The sequence below is a fragment of the Stutzerimonas chloritidismutans genome, assembly GCF_038562055.1.
In the GTDB taxonomy this organism is placed as follows: Bacteria; Pseudomonadota; Gammaproteobacteria; order Pseudomonadales; family Pseudomonadaceae; genus Stutzerimonas; species Stutzerimonas chloritidismutans_A.
Window position 1 is genome coordinate 1 of record NZ_JBCFXD010000018.1, and the last position, 19811, is coordinate 19811.

Sequence of the window (19811 nt, forward strand, 5' to 3'; positions counted from 1 at the left end):
GGGGCGGGGCCCCCCCCCCGCGGAGCCTCTTCGGTTTAGCCCTGGGATGCCACGACTGTTTCGCTGCTCGACGCATCAGCGAAGTCTGACGGACGATAGGCGTCGCGCCACGCCTGATAGCGCTGATCCTGCCAGACCCGCGAATGCAGCTGCGCCATACCGTCCGGATCGTTAAGCAAGCGCCAACGCGCCGCTTCGGCAGCCCCGTTCGGCCCCGCATCTAGGATCTGCTGCATACGTTGTTCACGCAGCAACTCAGCCCCTGCAACCACCTTGGCATGCCGCGCCCGCGCCATGCCGCACACCAGTGCGTTGTAGATCGGATCGACAGTCGCCGCGATAAAGCCTTTAGTCAGGGCATTGGCCTGGTTCTCCCGCGTGTAGCGGTCGGTCGATGCCAGTTCCTGCGGCGGCTGGAATTCCTCGGGGATGAGGAACAACTTGCGGCGAAAAGCGGCCTGCCCCAGGCCCGTGCGGCTGGTGATCACCGATACCGGCGCCGAAAGGATCAGCGAAACCACAATCGGCGCCAACCACCAGAGGAAGGCTGGGTCTAGCCAGCCCACCAGCGCCATCCAGAGTACGCCCAGCAGCATCTGCGGACCGTGCCGGCGCAAGGCTTCGCTCCAGGGTGTCGCATTATCGGCGCGTTGCGGTGAGTTCCACTGCACCGACCAGCCGAGAAACGCGGCGCTGACGAATACCGTGTGGAACAACATGCGCACCGGCGCGGCCAGCATGGAAAACAGGCTTTCCAGCAGCATCGACAGCAACAGGCGAGCACGCCCACCGTACTCGTGAGCGCCCTGAATGCAGATCAGCAATACGCTGAGCAGCTTCGGCAGGAACAACAGCGTCAGCGTCGCCGAGAACAGCGCAATGGCCTCCTGCGGGTGCCATTGCGGCCACAGCGGATACAGCTGATTCGGCTGCAGGAAGTACTCCGGCACCATCAGCGTGTGAATCGCCAGCAGCCCGGTCGACAGCGCCAGAAAGACGAACCACAACGGCGCAGACAGATAGGACATCACCCCCGTCAGGAACACGAAGCGGTGCACCGTGTGCATGCCCTTGACCAGGAACAGCCGGAAATTCATCAGGTTGCCGTGGCACCAGCGACGGTCGCGCTTGAGTTCGTCGAGCAGGTTCGGTGGCAGTTCCTCATAACTTCCCGGCAAATCATAGGCAATCCACACGCCCCAGCCGGCACGCCGCATCAGCGCCGCCTCGACAAAGTCGTGGGAGAGGATGTCGCCAGCGAACGAGCCCTTGCCGGGCAAGGGTGCCAGGGCGCAATGCTCGATGAAGGGTTTGACCCGGATGATTGCGTTGTGACCCCAGTAGTGGGACTCGCCCAACTGCCAGAAATTTAGCCCGGCCGTGAACAGCGGGCCATAGACGCGCGTGGCGAACTGCTGCATGCGCGCATACAGCGTATCCATGCCCGATGCCTTCGGCGCCGTCTGGATGATGCCTGCGCCGGGATTGGCTTCCATCAGCCGCACCAGGCTGGTCAGGCACTCGCCGCTCATGACGCTGTCGGCGTCGAGCACCACCATGTAGCGATAGCTGCTGCCCCAGCGACGGCAGAAGTCATCAATGTTGCCACTCTTGCGCTTCACACGGCGACGCCGCCGCCGGTAGAAGATATGGCCGAAGCCGTCGACGTCCCCACAGACCTCCAGCCAGGCCTTCTGCTCGGCGACGCAAGTATCGGGATCGTTGCTGTCACTGAGCACGAAAATATCGAAGTGCTCCAGCTGTCCCGTCGCCTTGAGCGACTCGAACGTCGCGCGCAGTCCGGCGAACACCCGCGGCACGTCTTCGTTGGCAATTGGCATCACCAGCGCTGTGCGTGCCTCGCACGGGATCGGCTCATCGCCCAGGGTTGTTGCCGAGATGTTGTATTGGTCGTGCCCCTTGAGCAGCTGAAAGAAGCCCATTAGCGCCGTCCAGAAGCCTACCGACACCCAGCAGAACAACAGCGCGAACAGCAGCAGAATGCTTGTCTGCACCACATACGGAAGGATTTGCCGCGCCGACTCCTGCAGCGGCTGCTGGAACACCTCCTGCAGATCGATCAGCGCCCAGCCCTGGTACGGCAGCACCGATTTCATGTGCCAGGTGGCTATCACCGTCTGCACCAGCATGAGCACCAGCAATGTGGCGCGCCGGACGCCTGCCACCTTGCGCCAACCCGAGCGATCAACGGACTGTGCAGGAGGCAGCTCCACCGTGCGGTTCTTCTTGCGCAGAAAACGCCACCAGCTGAGTCGCAACACGTTGGTATGCCAGGGTTCCGGCACCATGCGTGTACGCACGATCGGCGGGGTCGACTCGATGCAGGTGCGTCCCTGATGATCAAGGGTGAGGGCCTTGGCACGCTCCAGGGTTTCGCCCCAGCCAAGTTTCAGCCGAGCAGCGACCGAGCCCAGCAGAGCGCCTCCGCGCGGATCGCTGTCGCCAGGCGTCGGTACGGCTTGACCCAACGCCCGATGAATCTCCGCCAGCCCACCCTCGCCCTGCTCCATGTTCTGGATCAGGGCTTGGCGCTGCGGGTCATCGAGGGGCAGCTGGCTGATGTAGCGCCCGGTAATCGCCGGGTCCACAGGACTATTCATTGGTCGGAATCTGGTAGCTCCAGGTTTCGGAAAGCGTCTTCTCGCCTTCCACCAGGGCTGCGCGCAGCTCAACGGGTCGCTTGGGATCGCGCACTTTGAGACGCAAGGTCAGGCGCCAGCCATCGGTGACCGGGTTGTGCCGCAGGTTGTTTTCCACCAATTCGGCGTTCTCGCCGATGCTGACCCGCGTGGTGACCGGCGCATCCTCCGGCAGTTCGGCCAGATTGGGGCCAACGAAATCGACGATCAGCGCGGTGCTGCCGTCAGGCTGGCGGATGAGGTTGGATTGTTTGACATCACCAGCCGACAGGCGCGTCTGGCTAACCCAGGAGAGCTTCGGATCATGCAGCGCCGGTTCGTCCATGGTGAAGTGCAGACGGTACTCGAAGTCCAGCGGTTCGCCGGGCTCGGGTTGCTGCTCCGGCACCCAGAACGCGACGATGTTGTCGTTGGTTTCGTCAGGCGTTGGAATCTCGATCAGCTCCACCCGCCCCTTACCCCAATCGCCCTTGGGCTCGACCCAACCGCTTGGGCGCAGCTCGTAGCGGTCGTCCAGATCCTCGTAGCGGTTGAAATCGCGGGTGCGCTGGAGCAGACCGAAGCCGCGCGGGTTCTCGACCGCGTAACTGCTGATCGCCAGACGCTTGGGATTGTTTAGCGGCCGCCAAATCCACTCGTCAGCGCCGGTGTGAATCGCCAGCCCCTCGGAGTCGTGCAGCTGCGGCCGGTAGTTGAGCAGTTCGCTGGGCTGATTGGCGCCGAACAGGTACATGCTGGTGAGCGCACCGATGCCAAGCTTCTCTACTGGCTCGCGCAGATAGACACGCGCTTTGACATCGACCGTGCTGTCCTTGCCCGGCGTGACTACCATCCGATAGGCGCCCGTGGCACGGGGCGAATCGAGCAGTGCATAGATCACCAGATTGCGGCGATCCGCTTCGGGGCGTTCGATCCAGAACTCACGGAAGCGAGGGAACTCCTCTCCGCTTGGCAGTGCCGTGTCGATAGCCAGACCGCGCGCAGACAGGCCGTATACCTGATCCTTGCCGATCACCCGGAAATAGCTGGCACCGAGCAGCGTCATCAGCTCGTCGGCCTTATCCGCCTTGTTCAGCGGATAGAGCACCTTGAAACCGGCAAAACCCAGATTTTCCAACGCAGCAGGCTCAATCTCGACCTTGCCGAACTCGAACATGTCAGGGTTATAGCGGACCTTTTCGACGCCTTTTGCGGAGATTTCATTGATCTTCACCGGCACGTTGAAGTGCATGCCCTGGTGATAAAACTGCACTTCGAAGGGCGTCGGTGCGTCGTGCCATAGCGCTTTCTCGCCACGGAAACGCAATTGCTGATAATCGGCAAAGGCCATGTTGCGAAACACCGGCGGCAGATTGCTCTGCGGCGCCGTATAGTCTTCGGCCGCCAGCTTTTCAGCCTTGGCCGCCACATCATCAAGACTGAACGCCCAGCTGTTGCTGGCAAACAGTCCCAAACACAGACTCAACGTCATTCCCAGCGCCCGACTTGAGCGAGCCCCTGATTTGAAATGATAGGTACGTGACACATCGCCTCCTGAGCAATCACGATTACCGCTGACCGCGTAGCGGCCCGGCTTGCTGTCGTTGGTCTTCCTCAGTGGCAAATGATTCACTGGAAAGCCAAGCAAAGCGGCAAATCATCCCACGCCGTATGGGCGCCGGATAGCTGCTCCGAGAGGTCTTTTTTCAGATTGCTCAACAGAGCTCAGCCCCCAGCCAGAGCGGGCTGAAGGCCAGGCGGCCGGCGCTTAGCTGAACGTCTTACAGAAGAGTGAATTGCCCCCGCTTGACTGCAGCTGAATCCAGCCCGATCTGCACCTCGAACACGCCGGGCTCGGCTACCCGATCGAGCTGCGCGTTGACGAATTGCAGGTCTTCTTCAGTGAGTTTGAAGCGGACTTCCCGCGTCTCACCGGCTTTAAGGAACACCTTGCGAAAACCTTTGAGTTCCTTGACCGGCCGAATCACCGATGCCACCTCGTCCCGAATGTACAACTGCACGACTGTCGCGCCCTCACGCGACCCGATGTTCTTCAGCGTCACGCTGGCTTCCAGCTCGCCGCTGCGGTTCATCGTCGGACTGGACAAGCGCACCTCGGACAGCTCGAAGTCGGTGTAGCTCAGGCCATAACCGAAGGGGTACAGCGGCCCATTGGGCTCCTCAAAATATTGCGAGGTGTAGTTGCCCGGCTTGCCCTCAACATAGGGCCGACCGACGCGAAGGTGGTTGTAGTAGGTCGGGATCTGTCCCACCGAGCGTGGAAAGGAGATCGGCAGCTTGCCGGCCGGGTTCTGATCACCGAACAGCACGTCAGCGATGGCATGCCCCCCTTCGGTTCCGCTGAACCAGGTTTCCACAACCGCATCGGCATTGGCCTTTGCCCAGTTGAGGTCCAGCGGGCGGCCGTTCATCAGCACCAGCACCAGTGGCTTGCCGGTTTTCTTGAGGGCCCTCAGAAGCGCCTGCTGGCTTTCGGGAATCTGCAGGCTGGTGCGGCTCGACGCTTCGTGAGACATACCGCGCGATTCACCCACTGCCGCAACGATCACGTCAGCCTTTTCAGCAAGCGCGACCGCTTCGGCAATCAGGAGGTCCGGCGAACGCGGGTCCTGCACCACCTCGGGTTTGTCCCAGTTGAGGAAGTTCAGGTACTCGACCATGTGTGGGTCGTCTGTGATATTGGCGCCGAGGGCATGATGCACAACGGCTTGGTCACCGACCGCGTCAAGCAAACCCTGGCGCACGGTTACCGACTGTTTGGCAACGCCCGCAGCGGACCAGCTGCCCATCATGTCGACCGGCGAATCGGCCAGCGGACCCACCAGCGCGATGGTTCCGCGCTTTTGCAGCGGCAAGGTCTGCTTCTTGTTTTCAAGCAGCACGATTGATTCGCGCGCTACCGCTCTGGCGGCTTCGCGATGCAAACGGCTTTCCGCGTTGACGTCTGCCGGATCGTCCTCTGCCGACCCGATGCGCCGGAACGGATCATGAAACAGCCCCATGTCGTACTTGGCGCCAAGCACCTCGCGCACAGCCGTGTCGATCTCACCGATCCCGACCTCACCCGACGCTACCAGCCCCGGCAGCTCTGCGCGATACAGGACGTCGGCCATGCTCATGTCGATGCCGGCCTTGATTGCCAGCTTCGCGGCCTCGCGGCCATCCTTTGCAACGCCATGCCGCATCAGCTCGCTGATCGCCCCGTGGTCGCTGAGGGCGACGCCGTCAAAGCCCCAGTCACGCCGCAATAAATCCTGCAGCAGCCAGGTGTTGGCGCTGGCCGGCACACCATTGATGGAGTTCAGCGCAACCATCACCCCACCCGCTCCGGCATCGATAGCGGCTTGGTAAGGCGGCAGGTAGTCCTGATGCATGCGCATCGGGCTCATATCCACGACGTTGTAGTCGCGCCCGCCCTCGACTGCACCGTACAGGGCGAAATGCTTGACGCTCGCGGTCACGCTATCCGCTGCTGTGGGCGACTCGCCCTGATAAGCCTGCACCATGATGCGGGCGATTTCCGAGACCAGATAGGGGTCTTCGCCAAACCCTTCGGAGGTCCGCCCCCAACGCGGATCGCGGGAGATATCCACCATCGGGGCAAAGGTCATGTCCAGGCCGTCGGCGCTGGCTTCGACCGCCTGCACGCGGCCACTGGTGGCGATGGTGTCAAGATCCCAGCTCGAAGCGAGGCCCAGGCCGATGGGAAAGATCGTCCGGTGGCCATGAATGACGTCATAGGCAAAGAAGATCGGAATCTTCATCCGGCTGCGCAACGCGGCTTCCTGCATCGGCCGGTTGTCATGACGGGTCACCGTGTTGAAGGTGCCGCCAATATGGCCGGCCGCCAGCTCATCGAGAATGCGCTCGCGCGGCATGTCGCCGCCAATGCTGATCAGCCGCAATTGGCCGACTTTTTCTTCCAGCGTCATCTTTTCGATCAGGCTGGCGATGAAGGCCGGCTTGTCATCCAGCACCGGGGAACGGGGCTCGGCGGCGACTGATTGCAGCGAAAGACCGGCCATCAGACCGAGCAGATACAGCCTTTTCATTATTGGGAGATTCCTGAGCCTGAGAGGCTAATGAGACGAACCATCTGATTCCGGCAATGCCGGCACAAGCGTTGCCGAGTATGGGTTTTCCTATGGCCGACAACCAGTGCTATGCAACGCCGGCGCAGCCGTTGCAACGTACCGTTACTAGCCTATGGAATACAGGCGCGCGAACCGCTCCTCCGGGCCTGTGGCCAGCACACTGTGGCGCCCAGTTGCTCGAGCCGGCGGGGATGCGCTACCCGAACGAAGTCGGCAAGCGTGGCTGGAATGGGCAGCATCGGCCCACTCCATCGGCCAAGTGCTTTACCGGATTACTTTCCGGCGGGGAAACGCTTTACGGCGACCAGCCAGGCGTCATCCAAGCGGCTCTGATCGGTATCCATCCCGCGTGCTTCCATCCGTTCGCGATGCTGATTGATTTCACCCGTTACTTCGCTGAGCGAGGCGCTGTTGCCATCGAGCTGATGCATCTGCGTTAGCCCCAGGTGATAGAAGCGCAGCAGCTTGATCGCCTCGGGATCATCCGCCGCCACGCCCGCCGTGACATGGTGCATGACATTGGTGACACTCATCAGGCTGCGCTTGAGATTCCAGCCATAGGCCGAGCAGGACATCCAGGGCTGCTGCAGATAGACAAAACGCACCAGTGCGGCCGTTGCGAGCAAACCAGCAGCGACCCCTGTCACGTTCCACTTCAGATTATCTGCCCCCGTCTCGCCGAACAGCGCGACAGCCAGAGCCGCTAGCCCCATCGCCAGCACTGCAAAGGTCACGGCGACAATCAGCGTGCTGCGTCGCGTCTGTTGCCGGTAGGTTTCCGGGCTGAGCGACTTGATTTCGAATACCACCATGAGTTCGCGATCCTTGGGCTAAGCAGGTGAGAGAGTGCCAACAGGGGGCGCATTATCACCCAGCCAGTCATTGAGCAACTGATGCGGGACAGCCTTTGTTTTGGCCGTCAAAGCGCACTCACTGGACTCACGGCTCGGCATGCCAACGCCGTCGCAGCACAGACAGCGCAGCGCCCCCCGGCTTTCAAGCGCCCGTACCAGGCTCTATGATCAGCGCATCCCACCTTCGGCAGCCAAAAGGACCTCCTCATGAGCCGCTATGAAATATCGTTTTCCGGCGAACTCGCTCCCGGCGCCAAGCTGGAGCAGGTCGAGGCCAACCTGACTCGCCTGTTTCAGGCCGATGCCCAGCGCATCGCCGTGCTGTTTTCCGGTCGGCGAATTGTGATCAAGCAGGACCTTGACCATGCCAGTGTCGAGAAGTATCGGCAGGCCATGGCGCGTGCCGGCGCCATCGCCGAGGTTCGCCCGATGCCGGTTGAAGTCGAGGAAATCGAACTGGCGCCGCCGCCGGCGGAAGAGCCCGCGCCAGTACAGCAGGCTTCTGCTGCGCCTGCATCGCCTCAACCCTTGAAGGTGGCACCGCGGGACGAGTACATGGCTGCGTTCGTCGACGTCGAGGCGCCGGACTTCGGCATCGCGCCGGTCGGCGTGGACCTGCAGGACGCACAACCCGAACCCAAGGCCCCGCCCCTGGATCTTTCCCAGTTCAGCCTGGCCCCGGTGGGCAGCGACATGGGTGAACGGCGCCGCGCCAGCGATGCGCCGGTGCCGGATATCTCTCACCTGAAGCTGGTGGACTGATCCCCGTCCCGCAGGATGGCTTTCACTCCACCGACCTGCCCAGAGGCGACCTCTCGGCGCTTTACGGTGGGTTCTAGATCACCGACACGACCTTGCGGGCGAACTCCCAACGCCGACCCGGGCTCCAACCCTACAAGCCCGCAAAGTGCCGCTCATTCATGGACCTTGTTGTTGCCCGCCCCGAAGGCCTCTACTGCCCGCCCGGTGATTTCTACATCGACCCCTGGCGGCCGGTTGATCGCGCCGTTATCACCCATGCCCACGGCGATCATGCACGCTGGGGCATGGGCCACTACCTGGCCTCTCGCGACAGCGAAGGCATCCTTCGTTCGCGCATTGCGGCCGACATGCCATTGCAGACGCTGGCCTATGGCGAATCCGTCGAGCATCACGGCGTAAGGCTCAGCTTTCACCCTGCCGGCCATGTGCTTGGCTCCGCTCAGGTACGGCTGGAATACAGAGGCGAGGTCTGGGTCGCCTCGGGCGACTACAAGGTCGAGCCGGATGGCACCTGCGCGCCCTTCGAACCGGTGCGCTGCCACACCTTCATCACCGAATCGACCTTTGGCCTGCCGATCTACAAGTGGCCGTCACAGGCTCAGGTGTTTCGTGACATCAACGACTGGTGGCGAGCGAACGCCGCCGCCGGGCGTGCCAGCGTCCTGTTTTGCTACGCCTTCGGCAAGGCGCAGCGGATTCTGCACGGGCTCGACGAAAGCATCGGCACGATCGTGGTCCACGGTGCGGTGGAGCCGCTGAACAAGGTCTACCGCGAAGGCGGTGTTTACCTGCCGCCAACCGTTTACGCCGGCGACCTGAAAAAGGGCGATCCGCGCCTGAAACACGCCCTCATCCTGGCGCCGCCCTCAGCAGGCGGCAGTACCTGGATGCGTCGCTTCGGTGACTATGCCGACGCCTTTGCCAGTGGCTGGATGATGCTGCGCGGCACCCGTCGTCGGCGCGGGGTCGATCGCGGGTTCGTGCTCTCGGACCACGCCGACTGGCCCGGCCTGCTCTGGGCCATCGAGCAGACCGGTGCCGAGCGGGTGATGGTCACCCACGGCTCAGTGCCGGTGCTGGTGCGTTACCTGCGCGAAATACGCGGCCTCGATGCACAGGCGTTCGAGACCGAATACGGCGACGAGGATGACGCCACGACCCAGGAGGCCGAATGACGCGCGGTCACCGCTCACGCTCGTACGGGAGCGCGCTCACTCGCGATCCAGAACGCTTAACGTGCCCCCATTGGCCAGCAAGCTGGCTCCTACACAAAAGTCCGCCGCGCCATACGCGATGCCACCTTGGCAGGAGCGATCTTGCTCGCGAAACGGCCGCACCACGCCGGGACGGAAGGCCCATATGAAAGCCTTCGCCACCCTCTACAGCCGCCTCGACGCCACCACCTCGAGCAACGCCAAGCTCGCCGCGATGCGTGACTACTTTCGTGACGCCGACCCAGCCGACGCCGCCTGGGCCGTGTACTTCCTGGCCGGCGGCCGACCGCGTCAGTTGGTGCCAGCCAAGGTGCTGCGCGAGACAGCCATGCAGGCCTCGGCGCTGCCGGAATGGTTGTTCGAGGAGAGCTACCAGGCGGTGGGCGACATGGCCGAAACCATCTCGCTGCTGATGCCCGAGGCCGAATACAGCTCTGAGGACGGGCTGGCCGTGTGGATGCAGGATAAGCTCCTGCCTTTGCGCGGCCTGCCGCCAGCAGAGTTGGCCGAGCGGTTACCGGCGCTGTGGGCACAGCTGGATCGACTGAGCCTGATGGTCTGCATCAAGCTGATCACCGGCGCCTTTCGCGTCGGCGTGTCGAAGCTGCTGGTGACCCGCGCGCTGGCCTCGCTGGCCGACCTCGACCCCAAGCGCGTGGCGCAGCGGCTGGTGGGTTACACCGATCTGTCGCATCGCCCCAGCGCCAAGGGCTACCGCGCGCTGATCGCCGACGAATCCGAACACGAACACGCTCAGCGCGGCGGTCAGCCCTACCCGTTCTTTCTTGCCCACCCATTGCAGGCGTCGGTGGAGGAATTCGACACCCTGCTCGGCGCACCGGAAAACTGGTTCATCGAATGGAAGTGGGACGGCATCCGCGCCCAACTGGTCAAGCGCGACGGCCAGATCTGGGTCTGGTCGCGCGGTGAAGAGCTGGTCAGCGAGCGTTTCCCGGAACTATGCGAACTGGCCGGCTGCCTGCCGGACGGCACGGTGATCGACGGTGAGATCCTGGTCTGGAAGCATGCACCCGGCGAACCGACGGACGCGCTGTTCGGACAACCGCAAGGCGATGGCGACGAAGCAACCCAGCGCTTCGGCGTACAACCCTTCGCCCTGTTGCAACAACGAATCGGCCGCAAGAACCTGACTGCCAAGGTCCTGCAGGACGCCCCGGTCGCGGTACTGGCCTATGACCTGCTGGAATGGCAGGGCGACGACTGGCGGCAACGCGAGCATCGTGACCGCCGGCAGCAGCTCGAAACGGTGGTCGGCGACTGCCCCAACCCGCGGCTGATGCTCTCGCCGCTGGTTTGCGGAGTGGATTGGCAGGACCTCGCCCGCCAGCGCGAAGCCTCCCGCCAGCTGGGCGTGGAAGGCATGATGATCAAGGCGCGCGCCGCGCAGTACGGCGTCGGCCGGACCAAGGATGTCGGTGTCTGGTGGAAATGGAAGATCGATCCGTACTCAGTCGACGCCGTGCTGATCTATGCCCAGCGCGGCCATGGACGCCGCGCCAGCCTCTATACTGACTACACCTTTGCCGTCTGGGACGGTGAGCCGGGCGACCCCGAGCGCAAGCTGGTGCCCTTCGCCAAGGCGTATTCCGGGCTGACCGACGAGGAAATGCGTAAGGTCGACGCCATCGTGCGCAAGACCACCGTGGAAAAATTCGGCCCCGTGCGTAGCGTGACCCCGACGCTGGTGTTCGAACTCGGCTTCGAAGGCATCGCCGCCAGCAGCCGCCACAAGAGCGGCATCGCCGTACGCTTCCCGCGCATGCTGCGCTGGCGCCTCGACAAGCCGGTGGATGAGGCCGATACGCTGGAGACGCTGAAGGAATTGCTCGGATGAAGCGGCCTGGAGAAGTCAGGCAGAAGTATGACGACCAGGTAGAAACCAGCTTGCTGGCGATCAGCAATCCTGCGGAATCCGAGGTTCGCGCGCAAGCTCGCTCCTACGAAGAGCCGAAGCTAGGCGCTCGCATGAGTCGAGCGGAGGACGAGGTATGAGTGCGCGGCCCGCTTCGCTTGCCGAACACTGGTTCGCCACTCGCGATTGGCAGCCGTTTCCTTTTCAGCAACAGGTCTGGCAAGCGATCGACGAGGGCGAATCCGGCCTGCTCCATGCCACGACGGGGTCCGGCAAAACGTACGCCGTCTGGCTTGGCGCGCTCAATCGTTTCGCTTCGCCAGAGGCACATACTTGCGCAGCAAAACCGCAGGCGCGCACCAGTTCATCGGACAAACCCGCGCCCCTCACCGTCCTCTGGATCACCCCCATGCGTGCCCTGGCCGCCGACACGGCCCGCGCCTTGCAGGTTCCGCTGGATGATCTCGGCCTCAACTGGAGCATTGGCCTGCGCACCGGCGATACCAGCGGCGCCGAGCGGGCGCGCCAGGGTCGGAGATTGCCCAGCGCGCTGGTCACCACGCCGGAAAGCCTCACCCTGCTGCTGACCCGTGCCGACGCCCGCCAGGCCTTTGCCGGCCTGCGCATGCTGGTGGTGGACGAATGGCATGAACTGCTGGGCAACAAGCGTGGCGTCCAGCTGCAATTGGGGTTGGCCCGCCTGCGTCAGTGGATGCCGAAGCTGATCGTCTGGGGGCTGTCAGCGACGCTGGGCAATCAGCCTCACGCGCTGGACGTGCTACTGCACCCAGGTACCGGCAAGCTGGTTCAAGGCAAGGTCGACAAGGACCTGCGCGTCGACACGCTGTTGCCGCCGAGCATCGAGCGTTTTCCCTGGGCCGGCCATCTCGGGCTGCGCATGCTGCCGCAGGTGGTCGAGCAGATCGATTCGGCTGCCACTACGCTGGTGTTCACCAACACCCGTTCCCAATCCGAGATCTGGTATCAGGCGCTTCTCGAGGCGCGTCCAGACTGGGCGGGACTGATCGCCCTGCATCACGGCTCGCTGGCGCGCGAGGTGCGCGACTGGGTCGAGCTGGGCCTCAAGCAAGGCGCGCTGAAGGCGGTCGTCTGTACCTCGAGTCTCGATCTCGGGGTCGACTTCCTGCCCGTCGAGCGGGTGCTGCAGATCGGATCGCCGAAGGGTGTGGCGCGCTTGATGCAACGCGCCGGTCGCTCCGGTCACGCACCCGGCCGGACGTCGCGGGTCACCCTGGTGCCAACGCACAGCGTCGAAGTGGTCGAAGCTGCAGCCGCCCAGGTCGCCATTGCCGAACGCCGCATTGAAGCTCGAAGCGCCCCGCACCGCCCTCTCGATGTGCTGGTGCAACACCTCGTCAGCATGGCCCTCGGCGGAGGCTTTCGGCCGGACGAATTGTTCGCCGAAGTGCGCCAAGCCTGGTCCTATCGCGAACTCACAGAAGACCACTGGCAATGGGCGCTGGCCTTCGTGCGTCATGGCGGGCATTCGTTGACGGCCTACCCGGACTATCAGCGCGTCGAGCCGGACGAGACCGGGCTTTGGAAAGTCCCCAGCCGCCGCGTCGCGCTTCGCCATCGCATGAGCATCGGCACCATCGTCAGCGACGCCAGCCTGACGGTGAAGTTCTGGGCCAAGGGTGGCAGCGGCCGGTCACTGGGCACCATCGAGGAAGGCTTTATTGCCCGCTTGCGCCCGGGCGACAACTTCCTCTTCGGCGGCCGGCTGCTGGAGCTCGTGCGAGTCGAGAACATGACCGCCTACGTCAGCCGCGCCACCGGCAAGAAAGCCGCTGTGCCGCGCTGGAACGGCGGGCGCATGCCGCTCTCCAGCGAACTGGCCGATGCGGTGGTCGAGCAACTCGGCGCCGCTTCGCGCGGTCGGTTCGAGAGTGCCGAAATGCAGCTGGTCGAGCCGCTGCTGCGCGTGCAGCTGGACTGGTCGGCACTACCCACCGAAACCACGTTGCTGGCCGAAGTGATGAAGTCTCGCGAGGGCTGGCACCTGTTTCTCTATCCCTTCGCCGGTCGACACGTGCATCTGGGGCTGGCCAGCCTGCTGGCCTGGCGGATGGCCCAGCGCCAGCCGCTGACCTTTTCCATCGCCGTGAACGACTACGGCTTCGAACTGCTCTCGGCAACCGAGGTGGACTGGCTGCAGTGGCTGACGCCCGCGCTGTTCAGTCAGGACGACCTGCTGCATGATGTCCTGGCCAGCCTCAATGCGGGCGAGCTGGCCCGCCGGCGCTTTCGGGAGATCGCACGCATCGCCGGGCTGGTCTTTTCCGGCTACCCCGGTGCGCAAAAAAGCGCGCGACAGCTGCAGGCCTCCAGCGGTCTGTTTTTCGACGTATTCCGCCAATACGACCCGGCCAACCTGCTGCTGACCCAGGCAGAGGAAGAGGTGCTGCGCCAGGAGCTGGAGGTCGAACGGCTGGAACAGACCTTGAGCCGCTTGCAGCAGCGCAAGCTGGACGTGCATGTCGTGAAACGCACGACGCCCCTCGCCTTCCCCTTGATGGTCGAGCGCTTCCGCGAAAGCCTGACTTCGGAAAAGCTTGCCGATCGCATTCGCCGGATGGTCGCCGAACTGGACAAGGCGGCTGGTCCCGGCGGCTATCAGCCGGAAGCAGGCGCCAGCATTGCCGTTGAGCGGGAGACCAGCGCGAAGCGCAAACCGCGCGCGACCAAGGACGGAACGCCGAGGGTGAAAAAGGCGAAATCATCCCGCTTGTGAATGCTGCACCTCGCGTTCAACAGCCCCTTGTCTGCATCAACCAGCCGACCTGCAGGTTCGGCACCCTGGTGCGTCGTACGGACGAAGCCTAAGCTTCGCGAGCAAGCTCGCTCCTACTGAAGAGCTCTCAACTGACAATAGGGTCTTCGCAGCGTCACCGGATGAGATGGCAGTACCTGCAACCACGCGAACGCACTCCACATCCAGCCGCTCAGTGGGAACGACCCCGCACGCACGATAGACTCCGCGCATGACCTCGCACCTCTCCATCGAACTCGAACAGACCGAACTCTGGTTGCTGGCCGACAAGGCCATCTACTGGCCGCAACAGCAGGCGTTGTTGATTGCCGATATTCATATCGGCAAAGCCGCCGCCTACCGACGTCTGGGCCAGCCGGTGCCCCACGGCACCACCCAGGCCAACCTGCAACGACTCGACGCGCTGCTGGCGCGTTACCGCTGCAAACAGCTGATCTTTCTGGGCGACTTCCTCCATGCACCGGAATCGCAAACGCCTGCCACGCTGAGCCAGCTGCAGGCATGGCGCGCGACGCATCCCGGCCTGGCAATCACCTTGATTCGCGGCAATCACGACCGCCGCGCAGGCGATCCACCGGCGAGTCTGGAGATGACAGTCGTCCCCGAACCCCTGCTGCTCGGCCCGTTTGCACTGCAGCACGAGCCGGAGCCGCACGCCACTCACCATGTCCTCGCCGGTCATCTTCACCCTGCATTCCGTCTGCACGGGCGCGGCCGGCAGTCGTTGCGCCTGCCTTGCTTCTGCATAGGCGCACGCCTCAGCCTGCTGCCGGCGTTCGGCAGCTTTACCGGAATGATGGAGGTGGGCGCCGACCCGGGCCGGCGCCTGTTCGTGGCTGGGGATGATGGTGTGTGGCCGGTGGCCTGAAGCCAATCAGGCCTGGGATATACCGGTTACGGTGATGCCGAAGCGCTGGGCCAGGCGGGTGGCGGGCGTCTGCTCTACGTCCGGATCCACCTCGTAGGCATCCTCCTCACCGGCATAGTCCTGCTCGGCCTTTCGGGTTACCAGCGCTACTGCCTCGTCTATATCCGGCTGGCGATCGGACTCGGTCCGCAGAATGGAGGTATTGCCGTCTTTGCTGTAAGCGATGATCCAGGTCGTCATAGGTGCCCCTCGTGTCTTAGCGCCTTCAGCGGAAACTCGCTCGCCGAGATTGGCGTCGCTTTGTTTAGAGACTAGTCCCTCGCATTCAGTTCTGCCGCTTGTGCTTGTTGAATCAGCCGCCGGACGGTCTGAACGGGGCTATACAGCGTAGGTCATCCTAAAAAGGCGAACAGGAGACGAGGCCATGAGTCAATCGCGCCCACGACCTAAAGAAACGACCGAGGAGCAGCTGGTCGAGCTGTTGCGCCGCAGCGCAACCGTATTGCCCGGCATTGACGACCCGGCGTTTGCCGATGCCTTCGACCAGTTTGCAGATGCGCGGGTGGTGTTGATCGGTGAAGCCAGCCACGGCACTTCGGAGTTCTACCGGGCCCGAGCAGCCATCACCCGCCGATTGATCGAGCGCCACGGCTTTACCATCGTCGCGGCCGAAGCCGACTGGCCGGATGCGGCGAAGATCGACCGCTACGTTCGCCAGCAGCAGCCTCCGGCCTGGGTCGAGGAAGGCTTCAAGCGCTTTCCGACCTGGATGTGGCGCAACCAGGAAGTCGCCGACTTCGCCCGTTGGCTGCGCAACCACAACGACGGCCAGCCTGCCGAGCGTCGAGTCGAGTTTCGCGGGCTGGACGTCTACAGCCTGGGCGCTTCGATTCAGGAGGTGCTCGGCTATCTCGACCGGGTCGACCCGGACGCTGCCGCGACCGCGCGGCGTCGATATGGCTGCCTCAGTCCATGGCACGACGAACCGGCGGTCTACGGACACAACGTGATGCGCGGCGAACCGTCCTGCGAGGCCGCGGTAGTCGAACAGTTGCGCGCCTTGCTCGACCAGCGGCTCGAGTACATGAAAAAAGACGGCTGCAGCTTTTTCAATGCCGAGCAGAATGCCCGCGTCGTGCTCGCTGCGGAGCAGTACTACCGCGCCATGTACCAGGGCTCTGCTGAGTCCTGGAACCTGCGCGACCGGCATATGTTCGACACCCTGCAGGCGCTATTGGCGCATCGCGGCGATAGCGCCAAGGCGGTGGTCTGGGCGCACAACTCGCACATCGGCAATGCCGCTTCGACCTCCATGGGCTGGGGCGGCGAATTCAATATCGGCGAACTCTGCCGCACCGCATTCGGGCGAGATGCGGTGCTGCTGGGCATGGGCACCGATCGCGGCCTGGTGGCCGCCGCCGACAACTGGGACGAACCCATGCAGATTCAGCAGGTTCGCCCGTCGCGCCCGGACAGCTGGGAGCAATTGTTTCTGCGCGCCGGGTTGCCTGCCTCGCTGACCAGCTGGCGCGATGACACACCGCTGCGCGAGGCGCTGGCGCGTCCCCGTCTGGAGCGCGCAATCGGCGTGATCTACCGTCCGGCCACTGAACGTCAGAGTCATTATTTTCAGGCCATACTTTCAGAACAGTTCGATGCCCTGCTCTGGTTCGAACAGACCAATGCGGTCCAGCCGATCGGCCCGCAGCAGATCGACGACCAGAGTGTTCCGGATACCTACCCATTCGGAGAGTGAGCCATGCGCGCCTACATGCCCGAATCCCAACTGTTTCGCGATCGTACCCATGCCGGCCACGAGCTGGCAGAAGCCCTGCATCACCTGGCAGAAGCGCAACCGCTGGTGCTTGCCCTGCCGCGCGGCGGGGTTCCGGTGGCCTTCGAAGTGGCGCAGCGTCTCGGCGCGCCACTGGATCTGGTGCTGGTACGCAAGATTGGCGCGCCCGGCAACGAGGAACTGGCGCTGGGCGCGGTGATCGACGGGGCCGAACCGAAGTGGGTGATCAATCAGGAACTGTTCAACCAGATTGCGCCGCCTCCGTACTGGTTCGAAGAGGAGATGCAGCGCCAACTGAGCGAACTGGAACGACGACGCCATCGCTATTGTGGTGAACGTGCCGCCCCGGTGATCGCTGATCGTTGCGTCATCGTCATCGACGATGGCATCGCTACCGGCGCCACGGTTCGGGCGACGCTGAAGGGATTGAAGCAGTCGAAACCCAGCCGCGTGGTACTGGCTGTGCCGGTGGGTCCACGGGATGTAATCGAGATGCTCAGAGCGGACGTGGACGAGCTGATCTGCCTGGCAATGCCCGAACCGTTCATTGGCGTCGGCTGCCATTACCGCAACTTCGAGCAGACCAGCGACGAGCAGGTCGTCGACCTGCTCGCACGAGCGTCTGGCCAGCCCGGGTTGTAGCGGCTGTCAGGCTACCGGATCTGGCGGCGGCTGATCCGGGATCGTCGGTTCGCCGGGCTCACTGGGCAAATCCGGCACGCCAGGCTCTTCGGGGTCGCCTGGTACCCCCTGGGCTTGCCAGCTGAGCGTATCGATCTCGTCCGAATAACGTGTGGTTTCCATTTGAGTCCTCCTGCTGTAACCGAAAGCCCGGTTGGGCTGTAGCAGTAGAGGCTGTCAGACGGGCATAAATCCGTCCTTCCGTCGGAGGGGCTCGGGAACGCCTCTAACTGCTACATCCGCAAGCGCAGTCGCTAAAAGCGCTAGCTCGTGGCGATCACGTATTCGCCAGCAAGCTGGCTCCTACAGAGGCGGCCATGCAGTGGTCGTGGTGCGCAGAACGCACCAACCACGGATAGTGCCTCTCACGGCAGCGCACAGGTCGCCCGCCTTCACATTACGCCTTAGGCCACACCAAGGATCGATGGGCTCTTACCACATCAGATCATCAGGAATCTGGTAGGCGGCGTAGGGATCATCGGCGTCCGGCGCTTCGGTCTGGACGTTGAGCTGCACGATGCGGCGCGGGTCACGCTCCTGGATCTTCAGTGCCGCCTCCCGCGGGATTACTTCGTAACCACCGCCATGGCGGACAATGGCCAGCGAACCGCTGGAGAGCTTGTCGCGCATCAGCTTGTTCACTGACAGCCGCTTGACCTTCTTGTCATCGACGAAGTTGTAGTAATCCTCGGTGGTCAGCTTGGGCAGCCGGCTGCCTTCGATCAGCTGCTTGACTTGCGCTGTGCGGGCTTTCTGCTCGGCTTTTTCCTGCTGCTGACGGTTCAGCTCCTGGTCGCGGGCCAGCTTTTCGGCATGAGCCTTCAGCGCCGCATCACGCTGCGAGGTGTCCTGTTCGGCCTGGCCTTTCTTCACCAGACGCTGCTGTTTCTGCTGTTGCTTGCCGGCCTGTTTGGCCTGCTTTTCATTGACCAGCCCGGCTTTGAGCAGCTGATCGCGAAGGGAAAGACTCATGTGTCGGGTCGTCTCGTCGTAAGTTCAAATTAGACGTAAGGGTGGATCAACCGTGATTCACCAAGCGGTTTCGTGGCACAGACAACTTCCACGATTAGGCTCCGGCTATCAACCGCAGGTCGGTGTCTTTTCGGCTTTTTTGGCCTCGCCCCATAGCGCGTCGAGCGTCTCCAGGTCGCAATCTTCGATGGGCCGACTGCTTTCCCGCAAGGCTTGTTCGATAAAGCGGAAGCGACGCTCGAATTTTTGGTTGGCTGCACGCAAGGCGTTTTCCGGATCGACCTTCAGGTGCCGCGCCAGATTCACCGTGACGAACAGCAGGTCGCCGATTTCCTCGGCAATGGCATCGGGGTCGTTTTCGCTCATGGCTTCGAGCACTTCGTCGAGCTCCTCACGCACCTTGTCCACCACGGGCAGAGCATCCGGCCAGTCGAAGCCAACCTGAGCGGTTCGCTTCTGCAACTTGGCCGCGCGGCTCAGTGCGGGCAATGCGCTGGGCACATCGTCGAGCAGTGACAATTGCTCCGGCGCAGCGGCCTTCTCGGCGCGCTCCTCGGCCTTGATCTCCTCCCACCGCACCTTGATGGCTGCCTCATCGAGGCGCGGCAGCTCGGGCGAGCCGTACAGATCGCCGTCGGGAAACACATGCGGATGCCGGCGCAACAGCTTGCGGGTGATACCGTCGACCACCGCGTCAAACTCGAAGCGGCCCTCCTCCTTCGCCAGCTGGCTGTAATAGACCACCTGGAACAGCAGGTCACCCAGCTCACCGGGCAGATGTTCGAAGTCGCCGCTCTCGATGGCATCCGCCACCTCGTAGGCCTCTTCCAGGGTATGCGGCACGATGCTGGCGTAGTCCTGCTGCAGATCCCACGGGCAACCGTGCTGCGGATCACGCAGCCGTGCCATCAGGTGCAGCAGATCGTTGAGTTGGTACATGGGAATCCTCGGTACAAACGTGCGCAGGGTGGATGACGCTTCACCCATCCACCGCCGCGTCATCATGGTGGATGTAAACAGCGACATCCACCCTCCGGTCCATCGTGATTCTTCAAAGGTGCGTCCGCTCCGAGCGTCGCAAGCAAAGCGCTGGCTAGGCGAAGCTCAACCGAAAAAGCGGAGTTGGCTGTTGCCAATGAGCATTTTTCGGTTGGGCTTCAACAACGCCAGATCGAGCGCAGCAGCTCGGTACATCAACCTGACCGTCGCGAGCGAAGGCCAGACAAGGCGCAAGCTTTCTGAAA

General features: G+C 63.1%; 16 protein-coding genes. 8 read left to right on the forward strand and 8 right to left on the reverse strand.

Features of this window, described 5'->3' with window-relative positions:
* Positions 1-35 precede the first annotated feature (35 nt).
* From mdoH to AAGW23_RS19845, 4 genes are all read right to left on the reverse strand, one after another.
* On the reverse strand, positions 36-2621 hold the full coding sequence (gene mdoH, locus AAGW23_RS19830; protein ID WP_342408003.1) for a glucans biosynthesis glucosyltransferase MdoH: 2586 nt from the start codon (positions 2619-2621) through the stop codon (positions 36-38).
* Complete coding sequence (locus AAGW23_RS19835; protein ID WP_342408037.1) at positions 2614-4131, reverse strand: glucan biosynthesis protein G; 1518 nt, start codon at positions 4129-4131, stop codon at positions 2614-2616. Before AAGW23_RS19835 ends, mdoH begins: the two co-directional genes overlap by 8 nt.
* A gap of 289 nt (positions 4132-4420) precedes the next feature.
* Positions 4421-6712: a beta-glucosidase BglX gene (gene bglX, locus AAGW23_RS19840; protein ID WP_342408004.1), complete on the reverse strand. Its 2292-nt coding sequence runs from the start codon at positions 6710-6712 to the stop codon at positions 4421-4423.
* A gap of 314 nt (positions 6713-7026) precedes the next feature.
* The gene (locus tag AAGW23_RS19845) at positions 7027-7566 is read right to left on the reverse strand and encodes a DUF3087 family protein (protein ID WP_342408005.1); all 540 of its coding nucleotides are present in this window, start codon (positions 7564-7566) and stop codon (positions 7027-7029) included.
* Between the two features lie 249 nt (positions 7567-7815).
* On the opposite strand from AAGW23_RS19845, the gene AAGW23_RS19850 reads away from it, so the two are divergent.
* From AAGW23_RS19850 to pdeM, 6 genes are all read left to right on the forward strand, one after another.
* The gene (locus AAGW23_RS19850) at positions 7816-8370 is read left to right on the forward strand and encodes a hypothetical protein (RefSeq protein ID WP_342408006.1); all 555 of its coding nucleotides are present in this window, start codon (positions 7816-7818) and stop codon (positions 8368-8370) included.
* Positions 8371-8528: 158 nt separating this feature from the next.
* Positions 8529-9545, forward strand: a complete 1017-nt coding sequence (locus AAGW23_RS19855) for a ligase-associated DNA damage response exonuclease (RefSeq protein WP_342408007.1) — start codon at positions 8529-8531, stop codon at positions 9543-9545.
* Between the two features lie 184 nt (positions 9546-9729).
* Positions 9730-11439, forward strand: a complete 1710-nt coding sequence (locus tag AAGW23_RS19860) for an ATP-dependent DNA ligase (protein ID WP_342408008.1) — start codon at positions 9730-9732, stop codon at positions 11437-11439.
* Positions 11436-11597 carry a hypothetical protein gene (locus AAGW23_RS19865; RefSeq protein WP_342408009.1) on the forward strand — a complete coding sequence of 54 codons (162 nt, stop codon included), beginning with the start codon at positions 11436-11438 and terminating at the stop codon, positions 11595-11597. The genes AAGW23_RS19860 and AAGW23_RS19865 overlap by 4 nt, the downstream gene beginning before the upstream one ends.
* Positions 11594-14212, forward strand: coding sequence for a ligase-associated DNA damage response DEXH box helicase (locus AAGW23_RS19870; protein ID WP_342408010.1), 2619 nt, complete (start codon positions 11594-11596; stop codon positions 14210-14212). The genes AAGW23_RS19865 and AAGW23_RS19870 overlap by 4 nt, the downstream gene beginning before the upstream one ends.
* 250 nt (positions 14213-14462) lie before the next feature.
* Positions 14463-15119, forward strand: a complete 657-nt coding sequence (pdeM, locus tag AAGW23_RS19875; RefSeq protein WP_425540843.1) for a ligase-associated DNA damage response endonuclease PdeM — start codon at positions 14463-14465, stop codon at positions 15117-15119.
* 6 nt (positions 15120-15125) lie between these two features.
* On the opposite strand, the gene AAGW23_RS19880 is transcribed toward pdeM, so the two are convergent.
* Positions 15126-15359, reverse strand: a complete 234-nt coding sequence (locus AAGW23_RS19880; RefSeq protein WP_342408011.1) for a hypothetical protein — start codon at positions 15357-15359, stop codon at positions 15126-15128.
* Between the two features lie 184 nt (positions 15360-15543).
* Here AAGW23_RS19880 and AAGW23_RS19885 point away from each other — a divergent pair, with 184 nt between their 5' ends.
* Positions 15544-16875 (forward strand): erythromycin esterase family protein, encoded by a 1332-nt coding sequence (locus tag AAGW23_RS19885; protein ID WP_342408012.1) that lies wholly within the window; start codon positions 15544-15546, stop codon positions 16873-16875.
* A gap of 3 nt (positions 16876-16878) precedes the next feature.
* Entirely contained in the window at positions 16879-17556 is a 678-nt protein-coding gene (locus AAGW23_RS19890; protein WP_342408013.1) for a phosphoribosyltransferase, read from the forward strand.
* A gap of 6 nt (positions 17557-17562) precedes the next feature.
* Here the strand turns inward: AAGW23_RS19890 and AAGW23_RS19895 are convergent, their stop codons facing one another.
* From AAGW23_RS19895 to mazG, 3 genes are all read right to left on the reverse strand, one after another.
* The gene (locus tag AAGW23_RS19895; protein ID WP_167369788.1) at positions 17563-17718 is read right to left on the reverse strand and encodes a hypothetical protein; all 156 of its coding nucleotides are present in this window, start codon (positions 17716-17718) and stop codon (positions 17563-17565) included.
* A 309-nt stretch (positions 17719-18027) separates the two neighbouring features.
* The gene (locus AAGW23_RS19900; protein WP_102836007.1) at positions 18028-18567 is read right to left on the reverse strand and encodes a DUF2058 domain-containing protein; all 540 of its coding nucleotides are present in this window, start codon (positions 18565-18567) and stop codon (positions 18028-18030) included.
* 108 nt (positions 18568-18675) lie between these two features.
* Complete coding sequence (gene mazG / locus AAGW23_RS19905) at positions 18676-19506, reverse strand: nucleoside triphosphate pyrophosphohydrolase (protein ID WP_342408014.1); 831 nt, start codon at positions 19504-19506, stop codon at positions 18676-18678.
* Positions 19507-19811 lie beyond the last annotated feature (305 nt).